This window comes from Agrobacterium sp. NPDC058088 (assembly GCF_042885035.1).
Lineage (GTDB): Bacteria > Pseudomonadota > Alphaproteobacteria > Rhizobiales > Rhizobiaceae > Agrobacterium.
The window spans coordinates 589,501-609,420 of the sequence record NZ_JBHVSU010000001.1 but is presented as its reverse complement, the minus strand read 5'-3'; the positions used below and the strand labels follow the sequence as shown (position 1 = coordinate 609,420).

At 58.0% G+C, this 19,920-nt stretch carries 21 protein-coding genes and 3 tRNA genes; 8 read left to right on the top strand and 16 right to left on the bottom strand.

The window, feature by feature from the left end; translation table 11 throughout:
- Window positions 1-163 precede the first annotated feature (163 nt).
- From rpoB to tuf, 10 genes are all read right to left on the bottom strand, one after another.
- On the bottom strand, window positions 164-4,300 hold the full coding sequence (gene rpoB / locus ACFVTJ_RS02950; RefSeq protein WP_386904496.1) for a DNA-directed RNA polymerase subunit beta: 4,137 nt from the start codon (window positions 4,298-4,300) through the stop codon (window positions 164-166).
- Between the two features lie 262 nt (window positions 4,301-4,562).
- Window positions 4,563-4,940 (bottom strand): 50S ribosomal protein L7/L12, encoded by a 378-nt coding sequence (rplL, locus tag ACFVTJ_RS02945; RefSeq protein WP_046798159.1) that lies wholly within the window; start codon window positions 4,938-4,940, stop codon window positions 4,563-4,565.
- 58 nt (window positions 4,941-4,998) lie between these two features.
- Window positions 4,999-5,517 carry a 50S ribosomal protein L10 gene (rplJ, locus tag ACFVTJ_RS02940; RefSeq protein WP_003507705.1) on the bottom strand — a complete coding sequence of 173 codons (519 nt, stop codon included), beginning with the start codon at window positions 5,515-5,517 and terminating at the stop codon, window positions 4,999-5,001.
- A 355-nt stretch (window positions 5,518-5,872) separates the two neighbouring features.
- Entirely contained in the window at window positions 5,873-6,568 is a 696-nt protein-coding gene (rplA, locus tag ACFVTJ_RS02935) for a 50S ribosomal protein L1 (RefSeq protein ID WP_003523724.1), read from the bottom strand.
- Window positions 6,569-6,570: 2 nt separating this feature from the next.
- The gene (rplK, locus tag ACFVTJ_RS02930) at window positions 6,571-7,002 is read right to left on the bottom strand and encodes a 50S ribosomal protein L11 (RefSeq protein WP_003523723.1); all 432 of its coding nucleotides are present in this window, start codon (window positions 7,000-7,002) and stop codon (window positions 6,571-6,573) included.
- Window positions 7,003-7,146: 144 nt separating this feature from the next.
- Window positions 7,147-7,677, bottom strand: coding sequence for a transcription termination/antitermination protein NusG (nusG, locus tag ACFVTJ_RS02925; RefSeq protein ID WP_065113670.1), 531 nt, complete (start codon window positions 7,675-7,677; stop codon window positions 7,147-7,149).
- 45 nt (window positions 7,678-7,722) lie between these two features.
- Entirely contained in the window at window positions 7,723-7,923 is a 201-nt protein-coding gene (secE, locus tag ACFVTJ_RS02920; RefSeq protein ID WP_003523719.1) for a preprotein translocase subunit SecE, read from the bottom strand.
- Window positions 7,924-8,106: 183 nt separating this feature from the next.
- Window positions 8,107-8,182 (bottom strand) — tRNA-Trp (locus ACFVTJ_RS02915).
- Window positions 8,183-8,309: 127 nt separating this feature from the next.
- Window positions 8,310-9,203, bottom strand: a complete 894-nt coding sequence (locus tag ACFVTJ_RS02910; RefSeq protein WP_386904491.1) for an NAD-dependent epimerase/dehydratase family protein — start codon at window positions 9,201-9,203, stop codon at window positions 8,310-8,312.
- A 138-nt stretch (window positions 9,204-9,341) separates the two neighbouring features.
- Window positions 9,342-10,517 carry an elongation factor Tu gene (gene tuf / locus ACFVTJ_RS02905; RefSeq protein ID WP_386904489.1) on the bottom strand — a complete coding sequence of 392 codons (1,176 nt, stop codon included), beginning with the start codon at window positions 10,515-10,517 and terminating at the stop codon, window positions 9,342-9,344.
- 403 nt (window positions 10,518-10,920) lie between these two features.
- Here tuf and ACFVTJ_RS02900 point away from each other — a divergent pair, with 403 nt between their 5' ends.
- Window positions 10,921-11,553: a TerC family protein gene (locus ACFVTJ_RS02900; protein ID WP_386905259.1), complete on the top strand. Its 633-nt coding sequence runs from the start codon at window positions 10,921-10,923 to the stop codon at window positions 11,551-11,553.
- A gap of 467 nt (window positions 11,554-12,020) precedes the next feature.
- Here ACFVTJ_RS02900 and ACFVTJ_RS02895 read toward each other — a convergent pair whose 3' ends face one another.
- A complete protein-coding gene (locus tag ACFVTJ_RS02895) occupies window positions 12,021-12,389 on the bottom strand; it encodes an MliC family protein (RefSeq protein WP_386904487.1) in 369 nt (122 codons plus the stop codon).
- A gap of 647 nt (window positions 12,390-13,036) precedes the next feature.
- Window positions 13,037-13,486, bottom strand: coding sequence for a hypothetical protein (locus ACFVTJ_RS02890; protein ID WP_386904485.1), 450 nt, complete (start codon window positions 13,484-13,486; stop codon window positions 13,037-13,039).
- 318 nt (window positions 13,487-13,804) lie between these two features.
- Between ACFVTJ_RS02890 and ACFVTJ_RS02885 the strand changes: the two genes are divergently transcribed.
- A complete protein-coding gene (locus tag ACFVTJ_RS02885) occupies window positions 13,805-14,128 on the top strand; it encodes a BA14K family protein (RefSeq protein ID WP_386904484.1) in 324 nt (107 codons plus the stop codon).
- Between the two features lie 115 nt (window positions 14,129-14,243).
- A complete protein-coding gene (locus ACFVTJ_RS02880) occupies window positions 14,244-14,438 on the top strand; it encodes a hypothetical protein (RefSeq protein WP_386904482.1) in 195 nt (64 codons plus the stop codon).
- Between the two features lie 61 nt (window positions 14,439-14,499).
- Here ACFVTJ_RS02880 and ACFVTJ_RS02875 read toward each other — a convergent pair.
- Together ACFVTJ_RS02875 and ACFVTJ_RS02870 are read right to left on the bottom strand one after the other, a co-directional pair.
- Window positions 14,500-14,573, bottom strand: a tRNA-Gly gene (locus tag ACFVTJ_RS02875).
- 25 nt (window positions 14,574-14,598) lie between these two features.
- A tRNA-Tyr gene (locus tag ACFVTJ_RS02870) sits at window positions 14,599-14,683 on the bottom strand.
- A gap of 209 nt (window positions 14,684-14,892) precedes the next feature.
- Here ACFVTJ_RS02870 and rlmB point away from each other — a divergent pair.
- From rlmB to ACFVTJ_RS02850, 4 genes are all read left to right on the top strand, one after another.
- Entirely contained in the window at window positions 14,893-15,780 is an 888-nt protein-coding gene (gene rlmB, locus ACFVTJ_RS02865) for a 23S rRNA (guanosine(2251)-2'-O)-methyltransferase RlmB (RefSeq protein WP_386904480.1), read from the top strand.
- A gap of 76 nt (window positions 15,781-15,856) precedes the next feature.
- A complete protein-coding gene (locus tag ACFVTJ_RS02860) occupies window positions 15,857-16,249 on the top strand; it encodes an acyl-CoA thioesterase (protein ID WP_386904478.1) in 393 nt (130 codons plus the stop codon).
- 121 nt (window positions 16,250-16,370) lie between these two features.
- Window positions 16,371-16,775 (top strand): DUF2946 family protein, encoded by a 405-nt coding sequence (locus ACFVTJ_RS02855; RefSeq protein ID WP_386904476.1) that lies wholly within the window; start codon window positions 16,371-16,373, stop codon window positions 16,773-16,775.
- Window positions 16,776-16,820: 45 nt separating this feature from the next.
- Window positions 16,821-18,185, top strand: a complete 1,365-nt coding sequence (locus tag ACFVTJ_RS02850; RefSeq protein ID WP_386904474.1) for a PepSY-associated TM helix domain-containing protein — start codon at window positions 16,821-16,823, stop codon at window positions 18,183-18,185.
- Between the two features lie 67 nt (window positions 18,186-18,252).
- Here ACFVTJ_RS02850 and ACFVTJ_RS02845 read toward each other — a convergent pair whose 3' ends face one another.
- Both ACFVTJ_RS02845 and ACFVTJ_RS02840 read right to left on the bottom strand, forming a co-directional pair.
- Window positions 18,253-18,729 carry a nuclear transport factor 2 family protein gene (locus ACFVTJ_RS02845; protein WP_386904472.1) on the bottom strand — a complete coding sequence of 159 codons (477 nt, stop codon included), beginning with the start codon at window positions 18,727-18,729 and terminating at the stop codon, window positions 18,253-18,255.
- A 12-nt stretch (window positions 18,730-18,741) separates the two neighbouring features.
- Window positions 18,742-19,353 carry an NAD(P)-dependent oxidoreductase gene (locus ACFVTJ_RS02840; RefSeq protein ID WP_386904470.1) on the bottom strand — a complete coding sequence of 204 codons (612 nt, stop codon included), beginning with the start codon at window positions 19,351-19,353 and terminating at the stop codon, window positions 18,742-18,744.
- 156 nt (window positions 19,354-19,509) lie between these two features.
- Between ACFVTJ_RS02840 and ACFVTJ_RS02835 the strand changes: the two genes are divergently transcribed.
- Entirely contained in the window at window positions 19,510-19,893 is a 384-nt protein-coding gene (locus tag ACFVTJ_RS02835) for a winged helix-turn-helix transcriptional regulator (RefSeq protein ID WP_386904468.1), read from the top strand.
- The last annotated feature ends 27 nt before the right edge of the window (window positions 19,894-19,920 follow it).

Below are 19,920 nucleotides of genomic sequence, written 5' to 3'. Positions count from 1 at the left end.
TAGCTGCTGCCCCTGTTTGCATCTGGACCGGCTTCTTCCCGGGTCACCGTCCAGAGCTTTAAATACGGATTTAACCGCACAATGCGGCGAAAGTGTCCCGAGCCGACCAATACCCGCCCGGGAAACCGGCAGGCGCCCTTGCAGGCGCCCGCCTCTCTCAATTTTATTCCGCCGCGTCGGGCAGCTGGTCTTCCGGCTGGTTCTCGATCTTCGAGTTTTCCAGCTCGACGGACAGGCCGAGCGACCGCATTTCCTTGACGAGAACGTTGAAGCTCTCGGGAATACCGGCTTCGAAGGTGTCGTCGCCACGGACGATCGCTTCGTAAACCTTGGTACGGCCAGCCACGTCGTCCGACTTGACGGTGAGCATTTCCTGCAGCGTGTAAGCTGCGCCGTATGCTTCCAGAGCCCAGACTTCCATTTCCCCGAAGCGCTGTCCGCCGAACTGCGCCTTGCCGCCCAGCGGCTGCTGGGTAACGAGCGAGTAAGGACCGATCGAGCGAGCGTGGATCTTGTCGTCGACAAGGTGGTTCAGCTTGATCATGTACATGTAGCCGACGGTGACCTTGCGGTCGAACGGCTCACCGGTACGGCCGTCGTAAAGGACGGACTGACCGGATTCATGCAGACCTGCCTTCTTCAGCATCGCGGCAACGTCAGGCTCATGCGCCCCGTCGAAAACCGGCGTCGCGATGGAAACACCGCGCTTGGCTTCTTCGGCAAGCTTGACGAGCGAGTCGTCGTCAAAACGCTGAACCTCGTCATTGGCTTCAGACGCATAGATTTCCGTCAGCTCGCTGCGAAGCTCGCTGATGTCCATCGTCTTGCGATACTCTTCGAGCATCTCGCCGATCTTCTTGCCCATGCCTGCGCATGCCCATGCGAGGTGGGTTTCGAGAATCTGGCCGACGTTCATGCGCGAAGGCACGCCGAGCGGGTTCAAGCAGATGTCGACATGCGTGCCGTCTTCGAGGAACGGCATGTCTTCGACCGGAACGATACGCGAGACGACGCCCTTGTTACCGTGACGGCCGGCCATCTTGTCGCCGGGCTGGATCTTGCGCTTAACCGCAACGAAGACCTTGACCATCTTCATCACGCCCGGAGGCATTTCGTCGCCGCGCTGGACCTTTTCGACCTTGTCCATGAAGCGCTGTTCAAGGCGCGACTTGGATTCGTCATACTGGCCACGAAGCGCTTCCAGCTCGGACTGAGCCTTCTCGTCTTCGACAGCGAACATCCACCACTGCGAGCGGGGATATTCGGAGACGACGGCGTTGGAGAGCTCGACGCCCTTCTTGAAGCCCTTCGGACCGGCGATGGAAACCTGGCCACGCAGCATTTCGATCAGACGGCCGTAAACGTTACGGTCGAGGATCGCCTGCTCGTCGTCACGGTCCTTCGCCAGACGTTCGATCTCTTCGCGCTCGATAGCCATCGCGCGCTCGTCCTTCTCCACACCGTGACGGTTGAAGACGCGGACTTCCACGACCGTACCGAACGTGCCCGGAGGCATGCGCATGGAAGTGTCGCGAACGTCGGACGCCTTTTCACCGAAGATGGCGCGCAGAAGTTTTTCTTCCGGCGTCATCGGGCTTTCGCCCTTCGGCGTGATCTTGCCGACGAGGATATCGCCCGGCTGAACTTCCGCACCGATGTACACGATACCGGCTTCGTCAAGGTTCTTCAGCGCTTCTTCCGAAACGTTCGGAATGTCGCGCGTGATTTCTTCCGGACCAAGCTTCGTGTCACGCGCCATCACTTCGAATTCTTCGATGTGAATGGAGGTGAACACGTCGTCGGAAACGATACGCTCCGACATCAGGATCGAGTCTTCGTAGTTGTAGCCGTTCCAGGGCATGAACGCGACGAGCGCGTTGCGGCCGAGCGCCAGATCGCCGAGATCGGTCGACGGACCGTCCGCGATGATGTCACCCTTGGAGATGGCGTCACCGACGGAAACCAGCGGACGCTGGTTGACGCAGGTGTTCTGGTTGGAACGCTGGAACTTCTGCAGACGATAGATATCAACACCGGACTTGCCGGCATCGAGATCTTCCGTAGCGCGGATAACGATACGCGTCGCATCCACCTGATCGACGATACCGCCACGGCGAGCCGCGATGGCAGCACCGGAGTCGCGAGCAACGATCGGTTCCATACCCGTGCCGACGAACGGCGCTTCCGCCCGCAGAAGCGGAACGGCCTGACGCTGCATGTTCGAGCCCATGAGAGCGCGGTTAGCGTCGTCGTTTTCCAGGAACGGAATGAGAGCCGCTGCGACCGAAACGAGCTGCTTCGGCGAAACGTCCATCAGGTTGATGTTGTCACGCGGTGCGAGCATAACTTCGCCCGAGTGACGGCAGACGACGAATTCTTCGGAGAAGGAACCGTCTTCATTGAGTGGCGCGTTGGCCTGCGCGACATAATACTTCGCCTCTTCCATGGCGGAGAGGTAGATAACGTCGTTGGTGACCTTGCCATCAGTGATCTTGCGGTACGGGCTTTCGATGAAGCCGTACTTGTTCACACGGGCGAAGGTTGCAAGCGAGTTGATAAGACCGATGTTCGGGCCTTCCGGCGTCTCGATCGGGCAAATACGGCCATAATGGGTCGGGTGAACGTCGCGGACTTCGAAGCCGGCGCGCTCGCGGGTCAGACCACCCGGTCCAAGAGCCGAAAGACGGCGCTTGTGGGTGATTTCCGAAAGCGGGTTCACCTGGTCCATGAACTGCGACAGCTGCGAGGAACCGAAGAATTCGCGAACGGCAGCAGCTGCCGGCTTCGCGTTGATCAGGTCCTGCGGCATCACGGTGTCGATTTCGATCGAGGACATACGTTCCTTGATCGCACGTTCCATGCGCAGAAGGCCCAGACGATACTGGTTTTCCATCAGCTCGCCGACAGAACGAACACGGCGGTTGCCGAGGTTGTCGATGTCGTCGATTTCACCCTTGCCGTCGCGCAGTTCGACCAGCATCTTGACGACCGCGAGGATGTCTTCCTTGCGCAGGGTGCGCACGGTGTCTTCCGCGTCGAGGTCGAGACGCATGTTCATCTTCACGCGGCCAACAGCCGAAAGGTCGTAACGTTCGGCATCGAAGAACAGCGAGTTGAACATCGCTTCCGCCGAATCCATGGTCGGCGGCTCACCCGGACGCATGACGCGGTAGATGTCGAACAGGGCTTCCTGGCGGTTCTGGTTCTTGTCGGCAGACAGCGTGTTGCGGATATAGGCGCCAACATTGACGTGGTCGATGTTGAGAACCGGAATCTCGTCAAAGCCGGACTGCAGAATGAGGCCGAGCGTCTTTTCGTCGATTTCGTCGCCGGCTTCGAGATAGATCTCACCCGTCGAGTAGTTGACGATGTCTTCGGCAAGGAAGTTGCCGTACAGGTCTTCGTCGGTCGCCTTCAGCGCCTTCAGGCCCTTTTCCGTCAGCTGGCGGATAAGGCGCGGGGTCAGCTTCTTGCCACCTTCGACAACGACTTCGCCGGTGTCGGCGTCGATCATGTCGGTGATGACCTTGGCATTCTTCAGCGCTTCAGGCTGGAACGGAATGCGCCAGCCGTCGTCGGAGCGCTCGTAGCTCGCCTTGGTATAGAAGGTCGACAGGATTTCTTCGCCATCCATGCCGAGCGCCATCAGGAGCGAGGTCACGGGCAGCTTGCGGCGACGGTCGATACGCGCATAGACGATGTCCTTAGCGTCGAACTCGATGTCGAGCCAGGAACCGCGATACGGGATCACGCGGGCAGCGAAGAGCAGCTTGCCGGAAGAATGGCTCTTGCCCTTGTCGTGGTCGAAAAACACGCCCGGCGAACGGTGCATCTGCGAAACGATGACGCGCTCGGTGCCGTTGACGATGAACGTACCGTTATTGGTCATGAGCGGCATGTCGCCCATGTAGACGGACTGTTCCTTGATGTCCTTGATGGACTTCGCGCCGGTATCTTCGTCGATATCGAACACGATGAGGCGCAGCGTCACCTTGAGCGGCGCTGCATAGGTCAGATCACGCTGACGGCATTCCTCGACATCGAACTTCGGCGCTTCGAATTCGTAGGATACGAATTCGAGCATGGAGGCGCCGGAAAAATCGGTGATCGGGAATACGGATTTGAATACGGCATTCAATCCCTCGTCGGGACGGCCACCCTTGGGCTCGTCAACCATGAGAAACTGGTCGTACGAAGCCTTCTGAACCTCGATGAGGTTCGGCATTTCCGCTACTTCTGGAATTTTGCCGAAAAACTTGCGTACGCGCCTGCGACCGTTAAACGAAAGGGTCTGAGCCATCGTCGCTCCTTTAAAATTGCATCCGGGCCTGCAACGGACGGGAACCGATGGCCAGTCGATCCCGTCAAGCAATGGGTGTCATCAATCTCGTTCCACATCCCGGATCGATCAGGCCGGATTGCCTAGATGAGCCGGTTCGGAACCATTCTCTTGAAGAACCCATTACCCAAAAGCCATTTTCACGCGGCTTTTGGGTAATGAGTTTTAAAAACGATAACGACGGAAAGGGGCATGAAGCCCCTTCCCGCCAGCAATCGCAAGATTACTTAACGTCGACCTTGGCGCCAGCGTCTTCAAGCTTCTTCTTGAGGTCAGCAGCTTCAGCCTTGGAAACAGCTTCCTTGACAGCCTTCGGAGCGCCTTCAACGAGGTCCTTGGCTTCCTTCAGGCCGAGGCCCGTGATAGCGCGAACTTCCTTGATGACGTTGATCTTGTTGGCGCCAGCGTCAACCAGGATCACGTCGAATTCGGTCTTTTCTTCTTCAGCAGCAGCAGCAACGCCAGCACCGCCAGCAGCAGCAACAGCTACCGGAGCAGCAGCGGAAACGCCCCACTTTTCTTCAAGAAGCTTCGACAGTTCTGCAGCTTCCAGAACGGTCAGGGTGGAGAGGTCTTCAACGATCTTTGCGAGATCAGCCATTTTTTAGTTCCTTTAATTCGGTTCGAACCGGTTTGAATAATTACAGCGAAAAACCGCCTTAAGCGGCTTCGTCCTTCTTGGCGTAAGCCGAGAACACCCGAGCCAGCTGGCTTGCAGGTGCGGCGACAACCGTAGCGACGCGAGTTGCCGGGGCATTGAGAAGGCCCAGCAGCTTTGCGCGCAGCTCGTCCAGCGAAGGCAGGGTCGCAAGCGACTTGACTGCTTCGGCGTTGAGCGTGGTTGCGCCCATGGAACCGCCCAAAACAACGACCTTGTCGTTGGTCTTGGCGAAATCCATGACGACTTTCGGAGCGATCATCGGGTCGACGCTGTATGCAATCAGCGTCTGGCCCTTGAAGAGATTGGTCATCCCTTCCGACTCCGTGCCCTGAAGAGCGATCTTGGCCAGGCGGTTCTTCGCGACCTTGACGGTGCCTCCGGCAGCGCGCATTTTCGAACGGAAGTCGTTCATCTGCGCAACGGTGACACCAGCATAGTGGGCCACGACAACCGAACCGGAAGCCTTGAAGACTTCGTTCAGCTCCGTGACGAATTCGCGTTTTTCCGCTCTTTCCACTGTCTGTCTCCAGTAGACGGGACCACATGATTGTGAACCCGTCGGGTTTGCCTTTGCCCCAAGGGACCTTTTTACAAAGATCCCGAGCGACGCTCGAGGATCCTGTCCCCCGCTCTGTCGCCGCAAACGGCTTCAGGCACAGGCACACCAGGTTCGAACCGGACAGTCAGGCACCGCAAGATGCCTCAAATCCAGCCTCACCCGTCTCATGCAGGTTGAATGATTAAGGCCAGATCCCGAAAGACAAGGCCACCCACAATCTCGGACAGGAGTTCCGGGTTTCCCCGGAAATCTCCGGCTCCTGGGAGCCGGAAATTCTTTTATTCACACTTCCCTTGGGAAGCGCGAGAATTGATTAAGCGGTGACCGACGAAGGGTCGATCTTGACGCCCGGACCCATGGTCGAGGAAATCGCGACGCGCTTGACGTAGTTGCCCTTGGCACCCGTCGGCTTTGCCTTGATGACAGCATCGGCAAAAGCCTTGATGTTTTCTTCAAGAGCCTTGGCGTCGAACGAAGCCTTGCCAACGCCAGCGTGTACGATACCGGCCTTTTCGACACGGAATTCGACAGCGCCGCCCTTGGATGCCTTGACAGCACCGGCAACGTCCATGGTCACGGTTCCGACCTTCGGGTTCGGCATCATGCCACGCGGGCCGAGTACCTTGCCGAGACGGCCGACGAGCGGCATCATGTCCGGGGTCGCGATGCAGCGATCGAAGTCGATCTTGCCGCCCTGGACGATTTCAACCAGTTCTTCCGCACCAACAACGTCAGCGCCGGCAGCCGTGGCTTCATCAGCCTTGGCGCCACGGGCGAAGACGGCGACGCGAACGTCACGGCCGGTGCCGTTCGGCAGGTTGACAACGCCACGAACCATCTGGTCCGCATGGCGCGGGTCAACGCCCAGGTTCATCGAAACTTCAACGGTTTCGTCAAACTTGGCAACGGCACGTTCCTTGACCATAGAAATGGCGTCGGTGAGAACGTAGAGCTTGTTCGGATCCACGCCTTCGCGGATCTTCTGAATGCGCTTTGCTACCTTGGCCATGATCAACCTACCACTTCCAGGCCCATGGCGCGGGCAGAGCCCTCAACCATTGCCATTGCGCCTTCGATGTCGGCTGCGTTCAGATCCTTCATCTTGGCTTCAGCGATCGTCTTGACCTGAGCCTTGGTGATGGAGCCGACCTTGGCGCCCTTGCCAGGCGTCTTGGAACCGGAGGTGATCTTCGCTTCCTTCTTCAGCCAGTAGGTCATCGGCGGCTGCTTCATGACGAAGGTGAAGGACTTGTCCTGGTAATAGGTGATGACGACCGGGATCGGCATACCCTTTTCCATTTCCTGCGTGGCGGCATTGAACGCCTTGCAGAATTCCATGATGTTAATGCCACGCTGACCAAGTGCAGGACCGATCGGCGGGGACGGATTGGCCGCCCCGGCCTTTACCTGCAACTTGAGCTGGCCTGCAACTTTCTTAGCCATATCTCTCTGCCTTTCAATTCAAACCGGTTACCCGGCTTCTCTTAAGCCGGATTGCTCCGGCGGCTGCGGTTGCGTGGTGCGGCGCCCTGCCCCGGCTTAAAGAGCCAGTTTGCCTTCCACGCGCTTGGGGCTTCGCCCCGCCAATCAGACCTTCTCGACCTGATTGTATTCCAGCTCGACCGGCGTAGCGCGGCCGAAAATCGAAACTTCCACCTTCAGGCGCGAACGCTCTTCGTCGACATCCTGCACCACGCCGTTGAACGACGCGAACGGACCGTCGGAGACGCGAACCTGCTCGCCGATCTCGAACGAAACCGAAGACTTCGGACGCTCGACACCTTCCTGAACCTGACCGAGGATACGATCGGCTTCATAGTCGGGAATCGGAACAGGCTTGCTGTCCGAACCGAGGAAACCGGTTACCTTCGGCGTGTTCTTGATGAGGTGATAGGCCTCATCCGTCAGGTTGGCGCGCACCAGCACGTAACCTGGAAAGAACTTGCGCTCGCTATCGACCTTGCGACCGCGACGCACCTCGACCACCTTTTCGGTCGGCACGAGGATTTTCTCGAAAAGATGATCAAGACCCTTCTGGCGGGCCTTTTCCTCGATCGACTCAGCGACCTTCTTTTCGAAATTCGAATATGCGTGAACGATGTACCAGCGCGCTGCCATTTTTATTCTCCGTTCGATCCTTCTACCGGGCCTTCGAGCGTGCCGTTACCGGCCTACGTTCAGCACCAGGCTGAGCAGCCAGCCGATGAGCTGGTCCGCAGCAAAGAAGAACAGAGCCGCAAAAATGACCATCACCAGCACCATTGCCGTCGAAATCATGGTCTCGCGGCGCGACGGCCAAGTGATCTTTGACGCTTCGGCGCGAACCTGCTGCAGAAACGTAAACGGATTGGTTTTGGATGCCATTGACTGCCCACGCAATTACGGCGCGTAAAGCCGAACTAATCAGCCCCACGCACCGCGTGTCTGTTTTGACCTTACATAAACACCGATTCCACTTTTAACAAGAGGAAATCGACATTCGGCGAAATTCGCCGGTAAACCGGCCCCATCTGCCATGCAGCGAAAACCGCGCTTGCGAATGGAAAGTGGCAGGGGCAGTAAGGCTCGAACTTACGACCTGCGGTTTTGGAGACCGCCGCTCTACCAACTGAGCTATACCCCTTCAACACCTGAACCGGCCGCGAAAATCGCTTGGCCAATTCGGTATGCGCTCCTTTAAGACGCCGGGAAAAGAATGGCAAGTGTGTTTTTTGTTTTTTCCACTCTCGTCCCGAAAAAGCGTGCGCCTGTCAAATTTTAACGTAACTGCGCCAGTCGTGCTCCTCCTTGAAGCCGAGAACCTCGCGTATCTTGCGGTTAGAAATCAGCCCTTCATATTCTCCGATTTCGCGGCGGAAAGCCACATCGGGAAAATAGCGCCGGGCAATCTCGCGTGTGGGAACCGTTGCTGTCGCGGTGTCATTGACCGCGTTGAAGACCTGATATCCGAGACCGTCCTTTTCAACACAGAGATGGCAAATCTGCCCGAGGTCGCGCGCGTCAATATAGCCCCATGCATTGCGCTTGCGGATTTCGGGACGCGCAAAGAAGCCGTGGAAATTCTCATATTCATGGGGCTCGATGACATTTCCGATTCGCAGCGCATAAATGTCGCAGCCGCTTCGCTCGGCAAACGCCCGTGCGGTCTTCTCATTCACCACTTTTGACAGCCCGTAGGAATCCATCGGGTCCACATCATAATCTTCCTCAAGCGGGAATTGATGGAAGTTCCGATCACCTTCGGCAAAACAAATGCCATAGGTCGTCTCGCTCGACGCGATCACGATCTTCCGGATACCAAGCTTCACCGCCGCCTCGATGACATTGTAGGTTCCCATTGTATTGACGCGGAATGTCTCGTTGTCAGGCTTTATCAGGATGCGGGGAACCGCGGCGAAGTGGATAACCGCATCGTAAGGCAGAACGCCCTTCCCGCTTTCGAGCTCGGAGAAATTCCGGTGCATCGACAGGGCATTAAAGACCTGACCGCTGTCGGTGATATCGACGATGAGATTGGTGACGCCAGGCCGGTCAAGCGGCACGAGATCGATGTTGTGAACCTCATAACCCTTATCGATGAGCCAAGGGATCACGTGCCTGCCAGCCTTGCCGGAACCACCTGTAAACAGAATGCGCTTCTTCATGATACTCCTCTTCATTCCCCACCTTGACGTAACAGCCCCGTCCCCGGAGCGAAAGCTATCCTTGCCCAAGCCCTCGATACAAACAAAAAACCCCGCTGTCTCCAGCGGGGTTTTTCTCAAATCCCTTGCGGGAAAAGATTACTCGACGATCGAAGCCACGATGCCGGCGCCGACGGTACGGCCGCCTTCGCGGATAGCGAAGCGCAGCTTTTCTTCCATCGCGATCGGAACGATCAGCTCAACTGCAACCGTGACGTTGTCGCCAGGCATAACCATTTCCGTGCCTTCCGGCAGGGAAACGATACCGGTAACGTCCGTCGTGCGGAAGTAGAACTGCGGACGGTAGTTCGTGAAGAACGGCGTATGACGGCCGCCTTCTTCCTTCGTCAGGATGTAGGCTTCTGCCATGAACTTCTTGTGCGGCTTGACCGAACCCGGCTTGCACAGGATCTGACCACGCTCAACGCCGTCACGGGTAACGCCGCGAACGAGTGCACCGATGTTGTCGCCAGCCTGGCCCTGGTCGAGCAGCTTGCGGAACATTTCAACGCCGGTAACAGTCGTCTTCGAGGTCGGACGGATGCCGACGATTTCGACTTCTTCACCAACCTTGACGATACCGCGCTCAACGCGACCCGTCACAACCGTACCACGGCCAGAGATCGAGAACACGTCTTCGATCGGCATCAGGAACGGCTGGTCGATCGGACGCTCAGGCGTCGGGATGTAGGCGTCAACAGCAGCCATCAGCTCGCGGATCGCGTCTTCACCAATCTTCTTGTCAGAATCTTCAAGAGCAGCAAGTGCCGAACCCTTGATGATCGGGATATCGTCGCCCGGGAAGTCGTAGGACGACAGAAGTTCGCGAACTTCGAGCTCGACGAGCTCGAGAAGCTCGGCGTCGTCAACCTGGTCGACCTTGTTGAGGAAAACGACGATTGCCGGAACGCCAACCTGACGGGCAAGCAGGATGTGCTCGCGGGTCTGCGGCATCGGGCCATCGGCAGCCGAGCAAACCAGGATCGCGCCGTCCATCTGGGCAGCACCGGTGATCATGTTCTTCACGTAGTCGGCGTGGCCGGGGCAGTCAACGTGAGCGTAGTGACGGTTCGGCGTCTCATACTCAACGTGGGCCGTCGAAATCGTGATACCACGAGCCTTCTCTTCAGGAGCGGCGTCGATTTGGTCATACGCCTTGAACTCGCCGAAATACTTCGTGATCGCAGCAGTCAACGACGTCTTGCCGTGGTCGACGTGACCGATCGTGCCAATGTTGACGTGCGGCTTATTGCGCTCAAACTTGCTCTTTGCCATGTGAATTGCTTCCTGTGAACGTGAAGTAGTTTTCCCGGCGAACCGGTTTGGTGTCGCCGTTTAAGGCTTTGTAAGCGAATGCGCAAGACTTAATTGTGAAAGCGTCTTCGCGCGCGCTCTAAGCGTGCCCTGAGCCGCGTATATGGTATATGTTTTGCGACATTTAAACCCCGTGAAGGAGGGCGAAGCCGCGCGGGCCCGAAGAGCCGCTCCGCCCCATTGTTGATCACTAATTGAGATATTTGCATCACAACTTCTTTACCCGCGCCGGCATGATGGCTTAAGGACATTCAATCGTCGGGGGGAGACGGGCGATTGGAAAGACGCGCAGGGCATGCCTGCTGGGCTCTATATCGATCTTTCGCTTCTCCCCGTGTCCTTTTATCCGTTTCAGGACCGTTCCATGGAAATCTTCACAGCCGCCGGCTTCACGGCATTCTTACAGGTGATTGCGATCGATCTCGTTCTAGCGGGCGACAATGCGATCGTCATCGGCCTCGCCGCCGCCGGTCTCCCCGCCCATCTTCGCCGTAAAGCCATTCTGGTCGGCATCATCGCCGCCACGGTATTGCGCATCGGTTTTGCTGCAGTCACCGTGCAGCTCCTCGCCATTGTCGGCCTGCAATTGTTCGGTGGCCTGCTGCTTGCCTGGGTGTGCTGGAAGATGTGGACGGAACTGCGCGAGGCCTCGGGCTCCATCGAAGACGAGGTGACGGACGAAGAGGCCGATCTGACCAAGGGTCACAAGACCTTCTTCCAGGCCGCGACCCAGATCGTCATCGCCGACGTCTCCATGTCGCTTGACAACGTGCTTGCTGTCGCCGGCGCCGCGCAGGAACATGTGACGGTGCTGATCATCGGCCTCATCGTGTCGATTGCGCTGATGGGCCTCGCCGCCAACTTCGTCGCCAAGCTGCTGCACCGTTATCGCTGGATTTCCTATCTCGGCCTGATGGTCATCATCTATGTGGCGCTCAACATGCTGTATCACGGCACGATCGAGGTCCTGCCCTACATCCGGCCCTATCTGGGCTGAGACAGACGGCAGCGATACCTTCAAAAGAGGCCCGGAAACACCAGTTTCCGGGCCTTTTTCATGACCGCGCCCATCGGAGCCGCACCTCCCGCCTCCACGCCGGAAAGAGGGCGAGAATCAATCGCCTCGCTTGCTGCAACACCATGATGAGACAGGGAAATCGTAATTTTTTGCCGATGGATTCTGGCTATTGAGGTCAGCTACGGACAAGCCTAGGGAGCTAGGTAATAAGTCATAATAATAAAAAGAAAGGTAAAGCTGCCAATGGCTTATGACTGGAGCGGCGGGCGCACCCGCCGCCTTCGCCGGATGAAGCTGGGCGTAGTCGCCAGCTCTCTCATCCTGCTGGCTCTTCTTGCGTCGCTCGTTCTTGGCTGAACGCGTCGCACGCCCACGCTGACCGGCGGCATGGCAAGGTTTTCAGAAACCGCCCTGCCGCCGCTCCTTTAAGGGGGTATATCAAGCGATCAGGACTTCTTGGCCTCCACGCAGTGAACCGGCTTCTTCATGTCAGGATCAGCCATCAGATCATAGAGATCGGCTTCATCACCCTTTGACCACCAGACATAGACGCCACCCTGATATTTGGCGCCCGATCCGGAAATCACATTTGCAGCGACGGTGACGCCATCCTTTAGCCCCAACCGCACAAGGCTGATATCGCCGGTATTAAAATAGACGGCCTCTACCCTGTCAGCGGCGCATTGGTAGAGGGTCTCCACCTTTTCGACCGCCGTGTCCTTCGGAAGCGGAATCACCAGATCTTCCGCCAGAGCGTCTGCAGCAATCGATAAGGCAAAGGTTGCAAGACATGGTAAGGCAACGGTTTTTCTCATGATGACCCTTTCCTGATGGCATCCAACCATAAGGGCATGGCGGCATAGCCGAAATGAGGCAGCGACCCTTCGTCGATCACATTTCCGAGAATGCGCTGGGGAGATCGAGAATACGCTTGGAAGGATATTGTCGGGGCTCGTTACTGCGTCTGCATGGCAGCAATTTTACCATGATCCGCAAGCCGCGATACGACTATCGAAACAGCCAATAAACGACGCCGAGTATCACCGTCCACATCAGCAGAGATATGGCCAACACGGTGAGATAGTTTCGAAATCGCCTGGTCATCCGCCCACATTGCCGACCAGCCGCCATCGGCGAGCAGCAGTCGTCTTAATTGCTGGATGCGGATCGAGCCGCAGAATTAAACTCTTTCTATCAGGCGCCTGACCCGCGAGCCATCCGCAGATATTACCCGCCCGAAAACGGGGTTGCCCATGCCATCGTTTCCAGCCGACGCACAACCCGCTCATCCGCGGCCAACTCCTGACCGCGGATGGGCAACCATCTCGTCATGCGCCGACGATGGCGGCTGGAAACTCATGCACGAGCAATCACAGCCGAGTCGGCACATGCCTTAGCCAGTGCCGTTTCGCAAAAGCAGCAATGCTGGAGCAACGACCATCGGCCGCCGCTCCCACCCGTCTCAGCTCTTGAGAGCGGTGTTGCAGAGGCTCCAGTAGCCGCCGCCCTTCTGGATCCATTTCAGATCGCCGAGCGTGCCGTCATTCTTGTTCTTGTGATAGGAGTCGACACAGGTCTTCAGGCGGGCCTTCCCGGGCGTCTCGCTTGAATATTTCTTATCGACAGCACTCGGAAAAGCGACGCCCTTCGGGGCCTTTATCGTGGCTTTCTCGGGTTCTTTCTCGGTGGTGGCCGCGACCTGCTTGTCATCGGCGGCATCTTCAGCGGCTGCATCGCTGCCACAGAACTTTGCGCGATAGTCGTTCCACTTGACATCCTTGGCAGACCCGTCGGCTTTCGCAGCCTGATATTTCACGCTGCACTCCTTCATGGTGAGTGCGGATGCGGGGGAGACAAACGCCGCCGATGCCAGCAGCGCAAATGATGAGAGAATGACAGCCCTGTTAAACATAGAAGACTCCCGGTTGCATGATTGCCGGGCGACTATCCGACCGGATTTTCCACTTGTCAACGAGCAGTGCGGCATGGACGGAAAGTCGTGTTGGCGGCGGGGAAAAGGCGCTCATCGAGCAAATCGTGTTTGCGGTCAGACGGCATCGTATCGCCACTCGCCCCCCGTGCGCGAATGGCCTGACATCCGGTCTTACCGCTTCGACTGACGACTCGCCCCCTGCCCGGAGAATCACGTGTTCGTGTGCGATCACCTCTCCCACGGAACGAATATCCTAAGTTTTCGTTAGCATCTCGAACGAATAACGAGGATTTACCGATGTTGAGGATGCCGAAGACCATCTCCGCGTTCGCTCTTAGCGTCGCGATATCTGCCGCTTCTATCATGCCCGCGCAAGCACTGAGCCTCATACAGCCGGCCTACCAGCAGCACGAACAGACACAGGATTCAGACGCACGCGGCTACCCTGCCTCCGCCTTTGCCGCGGGTAAGGCCGAAGAAGCCTCAGCCAGCGGCTACGCGCTCTCGCAAGCCGAAATCAACCACGTGAAATGGTGCGCTGCACGTTACGCCTCATACCATCCCACTGACAACAGCTATATGGTCGCTGGCGCGCGGGCACAGTGTCGTTCTCCTTACTAAACCGGCACTGATGCGACGTGATGCGGTCGATAAGATAAAATTTACCTTAAACTTGATGGATTTGAACTTTTATCCCCTTGGGCTGTTGAACGCATGCCAACGGGAAAACGCGACCATGCTGTGGAATCTTGAAAAACTAGAACGAGAACGCATCGATCTGATCGAGGTGATTACCGCCCTGCGCCAACTAGAACGCCATTCAACGACGCATCTGCCTGCGATCTTTGAGGAAATCACGGCGCATATGGGAAGGCTCAGTGAGCTCGACGAAGAGAAACAGCGCATCTGCTCTGCCCTGGAGGCAAGCTGAAAACGCACTGCACAGTCAGAGAATGAACGGCAAAAAAATATCGATCGCGCTGGGAAATTTTTGGAGCGGGTAGCGGGAATCGAACCCGCGTATTCAGCTTGGAAGGCTGCTGCTCTACCATTGAGCTATACCCGCGGTGGTGATTTCGATCCGTGCAGAATGGTGGAGGGAGTTGGATTTGAACCAACGTAGGCGTAGCCAACGGATTTACAGTCCGTCCCCTTTAACCACTCGGGCATCCCTCCAGCTTTCTGCTAGGATCGAGCGACCAAGCTCTTCAGATTTCGCTGCGGCGAAGCGCCGTTGCGTCGTCTGTGGCGCGTATATGACGGCCTCGTTCGTTTCTGTCAACACGCCCTTTCACGAATTTTCGGGAAAAAATTCAAACCTCTTTCCAGGCCTGTGGATTATCGCGGGGGCTGGTGTGCGCCTCTTACCGGAGATATAAGGCGCCATGAGCAAAGACGATCCAAACAACAAATCCACCCGCGATACGCACTACGCCACCCTTCGCCGCGCCGTGCGCGACGCCAAGCGCGAAAGGGGCGAAATCCCCACCCCGCCGCAGCAGAGGCGCAGGAACCGCGACGCGGACGACTGGAAGCCGCCGCAGCTTGCGCCCGATCAGGTGCATCTTTACGGCCTGCATACCGTGCGCGCCGCACTCGTCAATCCCGAACGACAGATCGTCAAGCTCTCCGTCACCCAAAACGCCCTTGCGCGTCTGGATATCGGCGAGGCGGGTGCCCAGCCCTTCCCGGTCGAGATGGTTTCCCCGCAGGATATCGACAAGGTACTCGGCCCCGAGGCGATCCATCAGGGCGTGATGCTGGAAACGAAGCCGCTGCCGGTCAAGCGTCTCGGCGCGCTGAAGGACAGCCCCCTCGTTCTCGTGCTAGATCAGGTCACCGATCCGCACAATGTCGGCGCCATCATGCGCTCGGCGGTCGCCTTTAACGCCGGTGCCGTCATCACCACCATGCGCCATAGCCCGACCGAGTCAGGCGTCCTGGCGAAATCCGCTTCCGGCGCGTTGGAACTCATTCCCTATATCCAGGTCACCAATCTGGCCGATGCGCTGGGTGAGTTGCACAAGCTCGGCTTCTTCTCCGTCGGTCTGGATTCGGAAGGTCCCGCCCCCATCGAGCGGACTTTCAACGGCGAAAAGATCGCACTGGTGCTGGGAGCTGAAGGCAAGGGCCTGCGGCAGAAGACCCGCGAAACCGTCTCGGCGCTTGCGCGCCTCGATATGCCGGGCGAGATCAAATCGCTTAACGTCTCGAACGCGGCGGCGATCGCTCTTTACGCAACGCAGCAATTTCTGGGCAAAGCGTCGTCTTGACGCTTTCCCTTCCTTGCGAAATCACAAAGCACAACGCATGCTGCGCCTTTGTCATTCGCATGGAGCACATCTCAACATGACCGAGCAGACCATCAAACCGACCGGCGAGCTGACGCTCAGAACGCTCGCCATGCCGGCCGACGCCAATCCCGCCGGTGATATTTTCGGCGGCTGGGTCATGTCGCAGATGGACTTGGCAAGCGGCATCCGCGCCGCGGAACGCTCCCGCTGTCGCGTCGTCACGGCGGCGGTCAAGGAAATGGCCTTCGAACTGCCGGTGAAGATCGGCGATACGCTGTCCATCTATACCGATATCGCCCGCGTCGGCCGCACCTCGATTACACTGACGGTTGAAGCCTGGGCGCAGCGGTCACGTTTCGACAAACTCGAAAAAGTCACCGCCGGCACCTTCATCATGGTGGCTATGGACGAAAACGGACAACCGACGCCCATCCCGGCTGCGGAGTAGTCGTAGAGTGCGCGGAACCAAAGCGCCGCTTTGCTTCAAAAACATGTCCAGGACGCGCGCTGGCAACTACCCGCCAATGTGTCGCGGTGACATTGCAGCGCAAATGTGACATTTCAGGTCCATGGGGATCATTCGCAGGATCATGCAGGACAGGAGTTCGGCGGGCGCCATCGCCACGCTGGCGGTTCTGCTTTTCCTGTTGCAAGGCCTCGCGAGTGGCCTGACCCGCGCCAATATGGCAATGGCAGCGCTGGCGACGGATGATATCATCTGCTCCACCCGTATGCCGGAAGGCGGTTCAGGCAAGCAGGATCCGGCGGGAAAGATCGCCGGCGACTGTTGCGGCACGCTCTGCCGACTGGCATCGGCTACCATCGCGACCCTTCCCGTCACGCCCGTCGAGCGTGCGGACCTGCTCATCCCGACCGACGCGGTCGCCTATATAAAATTCGATGCGGCGTCACCACCATCGCCACCCAATCTGGAATCGCGTCCGCGCGCACCCCCTGCCTCTCCGCACGCTTGAGACCCTCCCGGCCTGCCGGAAATCCTTTCTTTCGCGGAGACATTCATGTCCGTCACGACCTCCTTCGGGGGCGAAAGCGCGCCTGCGCAATCCTCGTCCATCAATCTTTACCGCGCCGTCTGGCGCTGGCATTTCTACGCCGGTCTTCTCGTCCTGCCCTTCATGATAACGCTTGCGGTGACAGGTGCGCTTTATCTCTTCCGGGATGAATTCGACAATCTCCTCCATTCCGATCTGAAACGGGTGCAGGTGGTGCAGAACACGCCGAAAGCTCTTCCTTCCGATATCATCGCTGCGGCGCTAACGGCCGTACCCGGGACCGCCGTCAAATACACCACACCCGTCGATCCGGGCGCTTCCGCTGAGATCACCGTCAATACCGCCAACGGAAAGCAGGCGGTATATGTAGACCCCTACACGGCCGAGGTTGCCGGCTCCCTGCCGGATCGCGGCACCGTCATGTGGACGATCCGCTATCTCCACAGCCTGAAATATTTCGGCACCTATGCCCGCTATCTGATCGAGATCGCGGCGGGCTGGTCCATTCTTCTTGTCGCGACAGGCATTTATCTCTGGTGGCCACGCAAGCAGACCGGCGGCGTCATTACCGTGCGCGGCACGCCGAAGAAGCGAGTGTTCTGGCGCGATACCCATGCCGTCACCGGCATTTTCGTGGGCTTTTTCATCGTTTTCCTTGCGGTCACCGGCATGCCCTGGTCGGGCGTCTGGGGCGCGAAGGTCAACGAATGGGCAAATGGCAGCAATTTCGGATATCCCGCCGGCGTTCGCACTAACGTTCCGATATCTGGCGAGCATCTCGACCACGTTGCCAAGACCAGCTGGTCGCTGGAGCAGGCGAAAATACCTCAATCCACCGCTTCCGCCGGCACCCCGCCGATCGGGATCGACGTCGCGATCGCGCGCTTCGACGCGCTCGGCCTCGCTCCCGGTTACGCCGTTGCCCTGCCGGGAAAATCGACCGGTGTTTACAGCGGCTCGGTTTATCCCGACGATCTCGCGCAGCAGCGCGTGGTTCATCTCGATCAATATAGCGGCGAGGCGCTGATCGACATGAGCTATGCCGATTACGGTCCGCTCGGCAAGGCGCTGGAATGGGGCATCAACGTCCATCTCGGCCAGCAATATGGCCTTGCCAACCAGATTGTTCTGCTGGCGGTCTGCATCGGCATCGTCCTGCTTGCCGCGTCCGCCGGTATCATGTGGTGGAAACGCCGCCCCAGAGGCTCACTCGGCGTACCGCCCCTGCCACAGGAGAAACGCGTCCTGCGCGGTCTCATCGCCATGCTTGCCATCGGCGGCATCATTTTCCCGCTGGTGGGCGCGAGCCTGCTGGCAATGCTGGCGCTGGATTTGATCGTACAGTCGCGCCAGAAACGACGTGCAATCTGAAAATGAAAACAGCCGGGAGAAAATCCCGGCTGTTCCCCTGCTATCGGCAATGCGACGGCATCGGCCCTTAGAACATCGTATTATTGTTCGCCGCCGTTTCCGGAATAGACTGAATCACGTCCCAGTGCTCGGTGATCTTGCCATCGGTGACGCGGAAGATATCAACGATGGCCCTGCCGCGATCGCCCTCATTTTCCGTCGAATGGATGTGCAGATAGACCAGATCGCCATCCGTGGCGCTACGCACGATCCGCGCTTTCGACTGCGGATTCTCCTTGAAGAAGCCGGTAAAATAATTAACGAACGGCGCCTTGCCATCCGGCACCATCGGGTTGTGCTGCTTGTAGCTGTCGACGAGGACGGCGGCGCCCTTGTCAACCTCATGCTTGTTGAAGACCGTATCGTAGAACTCGATCACCAGCTTGCGGTTGGCTTCTTCCTGCGCGAAATCGCGTTTGGCGGTCTCGGCCAGAACCGGAGCGGCCATCAATGCGGGCACAAGCGCAAGCGTAGCGATGGCGAGGCGGCGTGTAACGAAATTCATGGGTGATCCCTCTCAATAACCGACCGTGAAACGCTGACGGGAATGTTGCGGCTTCTCGATTTCATCGACAAGCGCGATGGCGTAATCCTCGAAAGAAATCCGGCTGCCCTGATCGTTGCTGAGAAGGGTGTCCTTGCCGATCCGGAATTTCCCCGTTCTTTCGCCCGGCACGAATTCGGCCGAAGGCGACACAAAGGTCCAGTCCAGCTGCTTTTCCTGCTTCAGCCTGTCCAGGAATTCCGCGCCCTTCGTTGCCTCGGCCTTGTAGGCGGCGGGGAAATCCGGCAGGTCGACGACGCGCTGACCGGGTGCAATTTCGAGGCTGCCGGCGCCGCCGACGACGAGATAGCGCGGAACGCCGGAAGCGCGCACCGCCTCGATCAGCGTTGCAGGATCGCTGGCGGTGAAGTGTACCGAACTGATCACGGCATCGTGACCCTTCAGCAGCTCCGAAAGCGCCGCCTGATCGAAAACATCGCCCTTCTTTGCTACCACGCCCGGCAGGGCGGCGATCTTTTCGGGATTGCGGGCGATCGCCGTGACCTGATGGCCGCGATCGGAAAGTTCCTTCAGGATACGGGATCCGGCGTTGCCGGAAGCGCCGATGAGCGCGATTTTAGCCATGGCTTGTTTCCTCTGTTGATATCGTCATTGGTCTAAATAATAGACCGGAATGCAGAGCTATGGTATCGCAAAGCTGGCCGCAAGAAGTCAGCCGCTGGTGATCTGGTCACATGGCGATGACCTTGAGGCTCCAGAAAAAGGGCAAGGGGTAAGAAAATGTCGGAAACACAGACCAGGGAAATCTTCACCTTCGAGCAGCCCTGCCCCATCCGCGACGTCCTGGATCGCATCGGCGATCAATGGAGTCTTTTGGTTCTGGAAGCCCTTCAGGGTGGCGTTCTGCGCTTCAACGAACTGAACCGCAGGATCGACGATATTTCCAAGCAGATGTTGTCGCGCACGCTGAAGCGGCTGGAAGAGGACGGTTTCATCCGCCGCACGCTTTATGCCGAGGTGCCGCCGCGCGTGGAATATGAGCTCACCAATCTCGGCCGCTCCTTTCTGGTACCGATGAAATTGCTGGTGCAATGGGCCGATGAGAACCACATCCGCATCTGCAAGGCACGTCTGCAATATTCGGAAAACGACAATCGCAGCTGAATGCCCCGCCACGACATCTGCAAAAGC

Excerpts from the sequence above, each read along its gene's own strand:
- ACFVTJ_RS02860 (WP_386904478.1), top strand. The coding sequence starts at position 15,857 with ATGACCGAGCAGACCATCAAACCGACCGGCGAGCTGACGCTCAGAACG.
- ACFVTJ_RS02910 (WP_386904491.1), bottom strand. The coding sequence starts at position 9,203 with ATGAAGAAGCGCATTCTGTTTACAGGTGGTTCCGGCAAGGCTGGCAGG.
- ACFVTJ_RS02850 (WP_386904474.1), top strand. The coding sequence starts at position 16,821 with ATGTCCGTCACGACCTCCTTCGGGGGCGAAAGCGCGCCTGCGCAATCC.
- secE (WP_003523719.1), bottom strand. The coding sequence starts at position 7,923 with ATGGCATCCAAAACCAATCCGTTTACGTTTCTGCAGCAGGTTCGCGCC.
- ACFVTJ_RS02835 (WP_386904468.1), top strand. The coding sequence starts at position 19,510 with ATGTCGGAAACACAGACCAGGGAAATCTTCACCTTCGAGCAGCCCTGC.
- ACFVTJ_RS02880 (WP_386904482.1), top strand. The coding sequence starts at position 14,244 with ATGCTGTGGAATCTTGAAAAACTAGAACGAGAACGCATCGATCTGATC.
- ACFVTJ_RS02885 (WP_386904484.1), top strand. The coding sequence starts at position 13,805 with ATGTTGAGGATGCCGAAGACCATCTCCGCGTTCGCTCTTAGCGTCGCG.
- ACFVTJ_RS02900 (WP_386905259.1), top strand. The coding sequence starts at position 10,921 with ATGGAAATCTTCACAGCCGCCGGCTTCACGGCATTCTTACAGGTGATT.
- tuf (WP_386904489.1), bottom strand. The coding sequence starts at position 10,517 with ATGGCAAAGAGCAAGTTTGAGCGCAATAAGCCGCACGTCAACATTGGC.
- nusG (WP_065113670.1), bottom strand. The coding sequence starts at position 7,677 with ATGGCAGCGCGCTGGTACATCGTTCACGCATATTCGAATTTCGAAAAG.
- ACFVTJ_RS02840 (WP_386904470.1), bottom strand. The coding sequence starts at position 19,353 with ATGGCTAAAATCGCGCTCATCGGCGCTTCCGGCAACGCCGGATCCCGT.
- rplL (WP_046798159.1), bottom strand. The coding sequence starts at position 4,940 with ATGGCTGATCTCGCAAAGATCGTTGAAGACCTCTCCACCCTGACCGTT.
- ACFVTJ_RS02845 (WP_386904472.1), bottom strand. The coding sequence starts at position 18,729 with ATGAATTTCGTTACACGCCGCCTCGCCATCGCTACGCTTGCGCTTGTG.
- ACFVTJ_RS02895 (WP_386904487.1), bottom strand. The coding sequence starts at position 12,389 with ATGAGAAAAACCGTTGCCTTACCATGTCTTGCAACCTTTGCCTTATCG.
- ACFVTJ_RS02855 (WP_386904476.1), top strand. The coding sequence starts at position 16,371 with ATGGGGATCATTCGCAGGATCATGCAGGACAGGAGTTCGGCGGGCGCC.
- rlmB (WP_386904480.1), top strand. The coding sequence starts at position 14,893 with ATGAGCAAAGACGATCCAAACAACAAATCCACCCGCGATACGCACTAC.
- rplA (WP_003523724.1), bottom strand. The coding sequence starts at position 6,568 with ATGGCCAAGGTAGCAAAGCGCATTCAGAAGATCCGCGAAGGCGTGGAT.
- rplK (WP_003523723.1), bottom strand. The coding sequence starts at position 7,002 with ATGGCTAAGAAAGTTGCAGGCCAGCTCAAGTTGCAGGTAAAGGCCGGG.
- rpoB (WP_386904496.1), bottom strand. The coding sequence starts at position 4,300 with ATGGCTCAGACCCTTTCGTTTAACGGTCGCAGGCGCGTACGCAAGTTT.
- ACFVTJ_RS02890 (WP_386904485.1), bottom strand. The coding sequence starts at position 13,486 with ATGTTTAACAGGGCTGTCATTCTCTCATCATTTGCGCTGCTGGCATCG.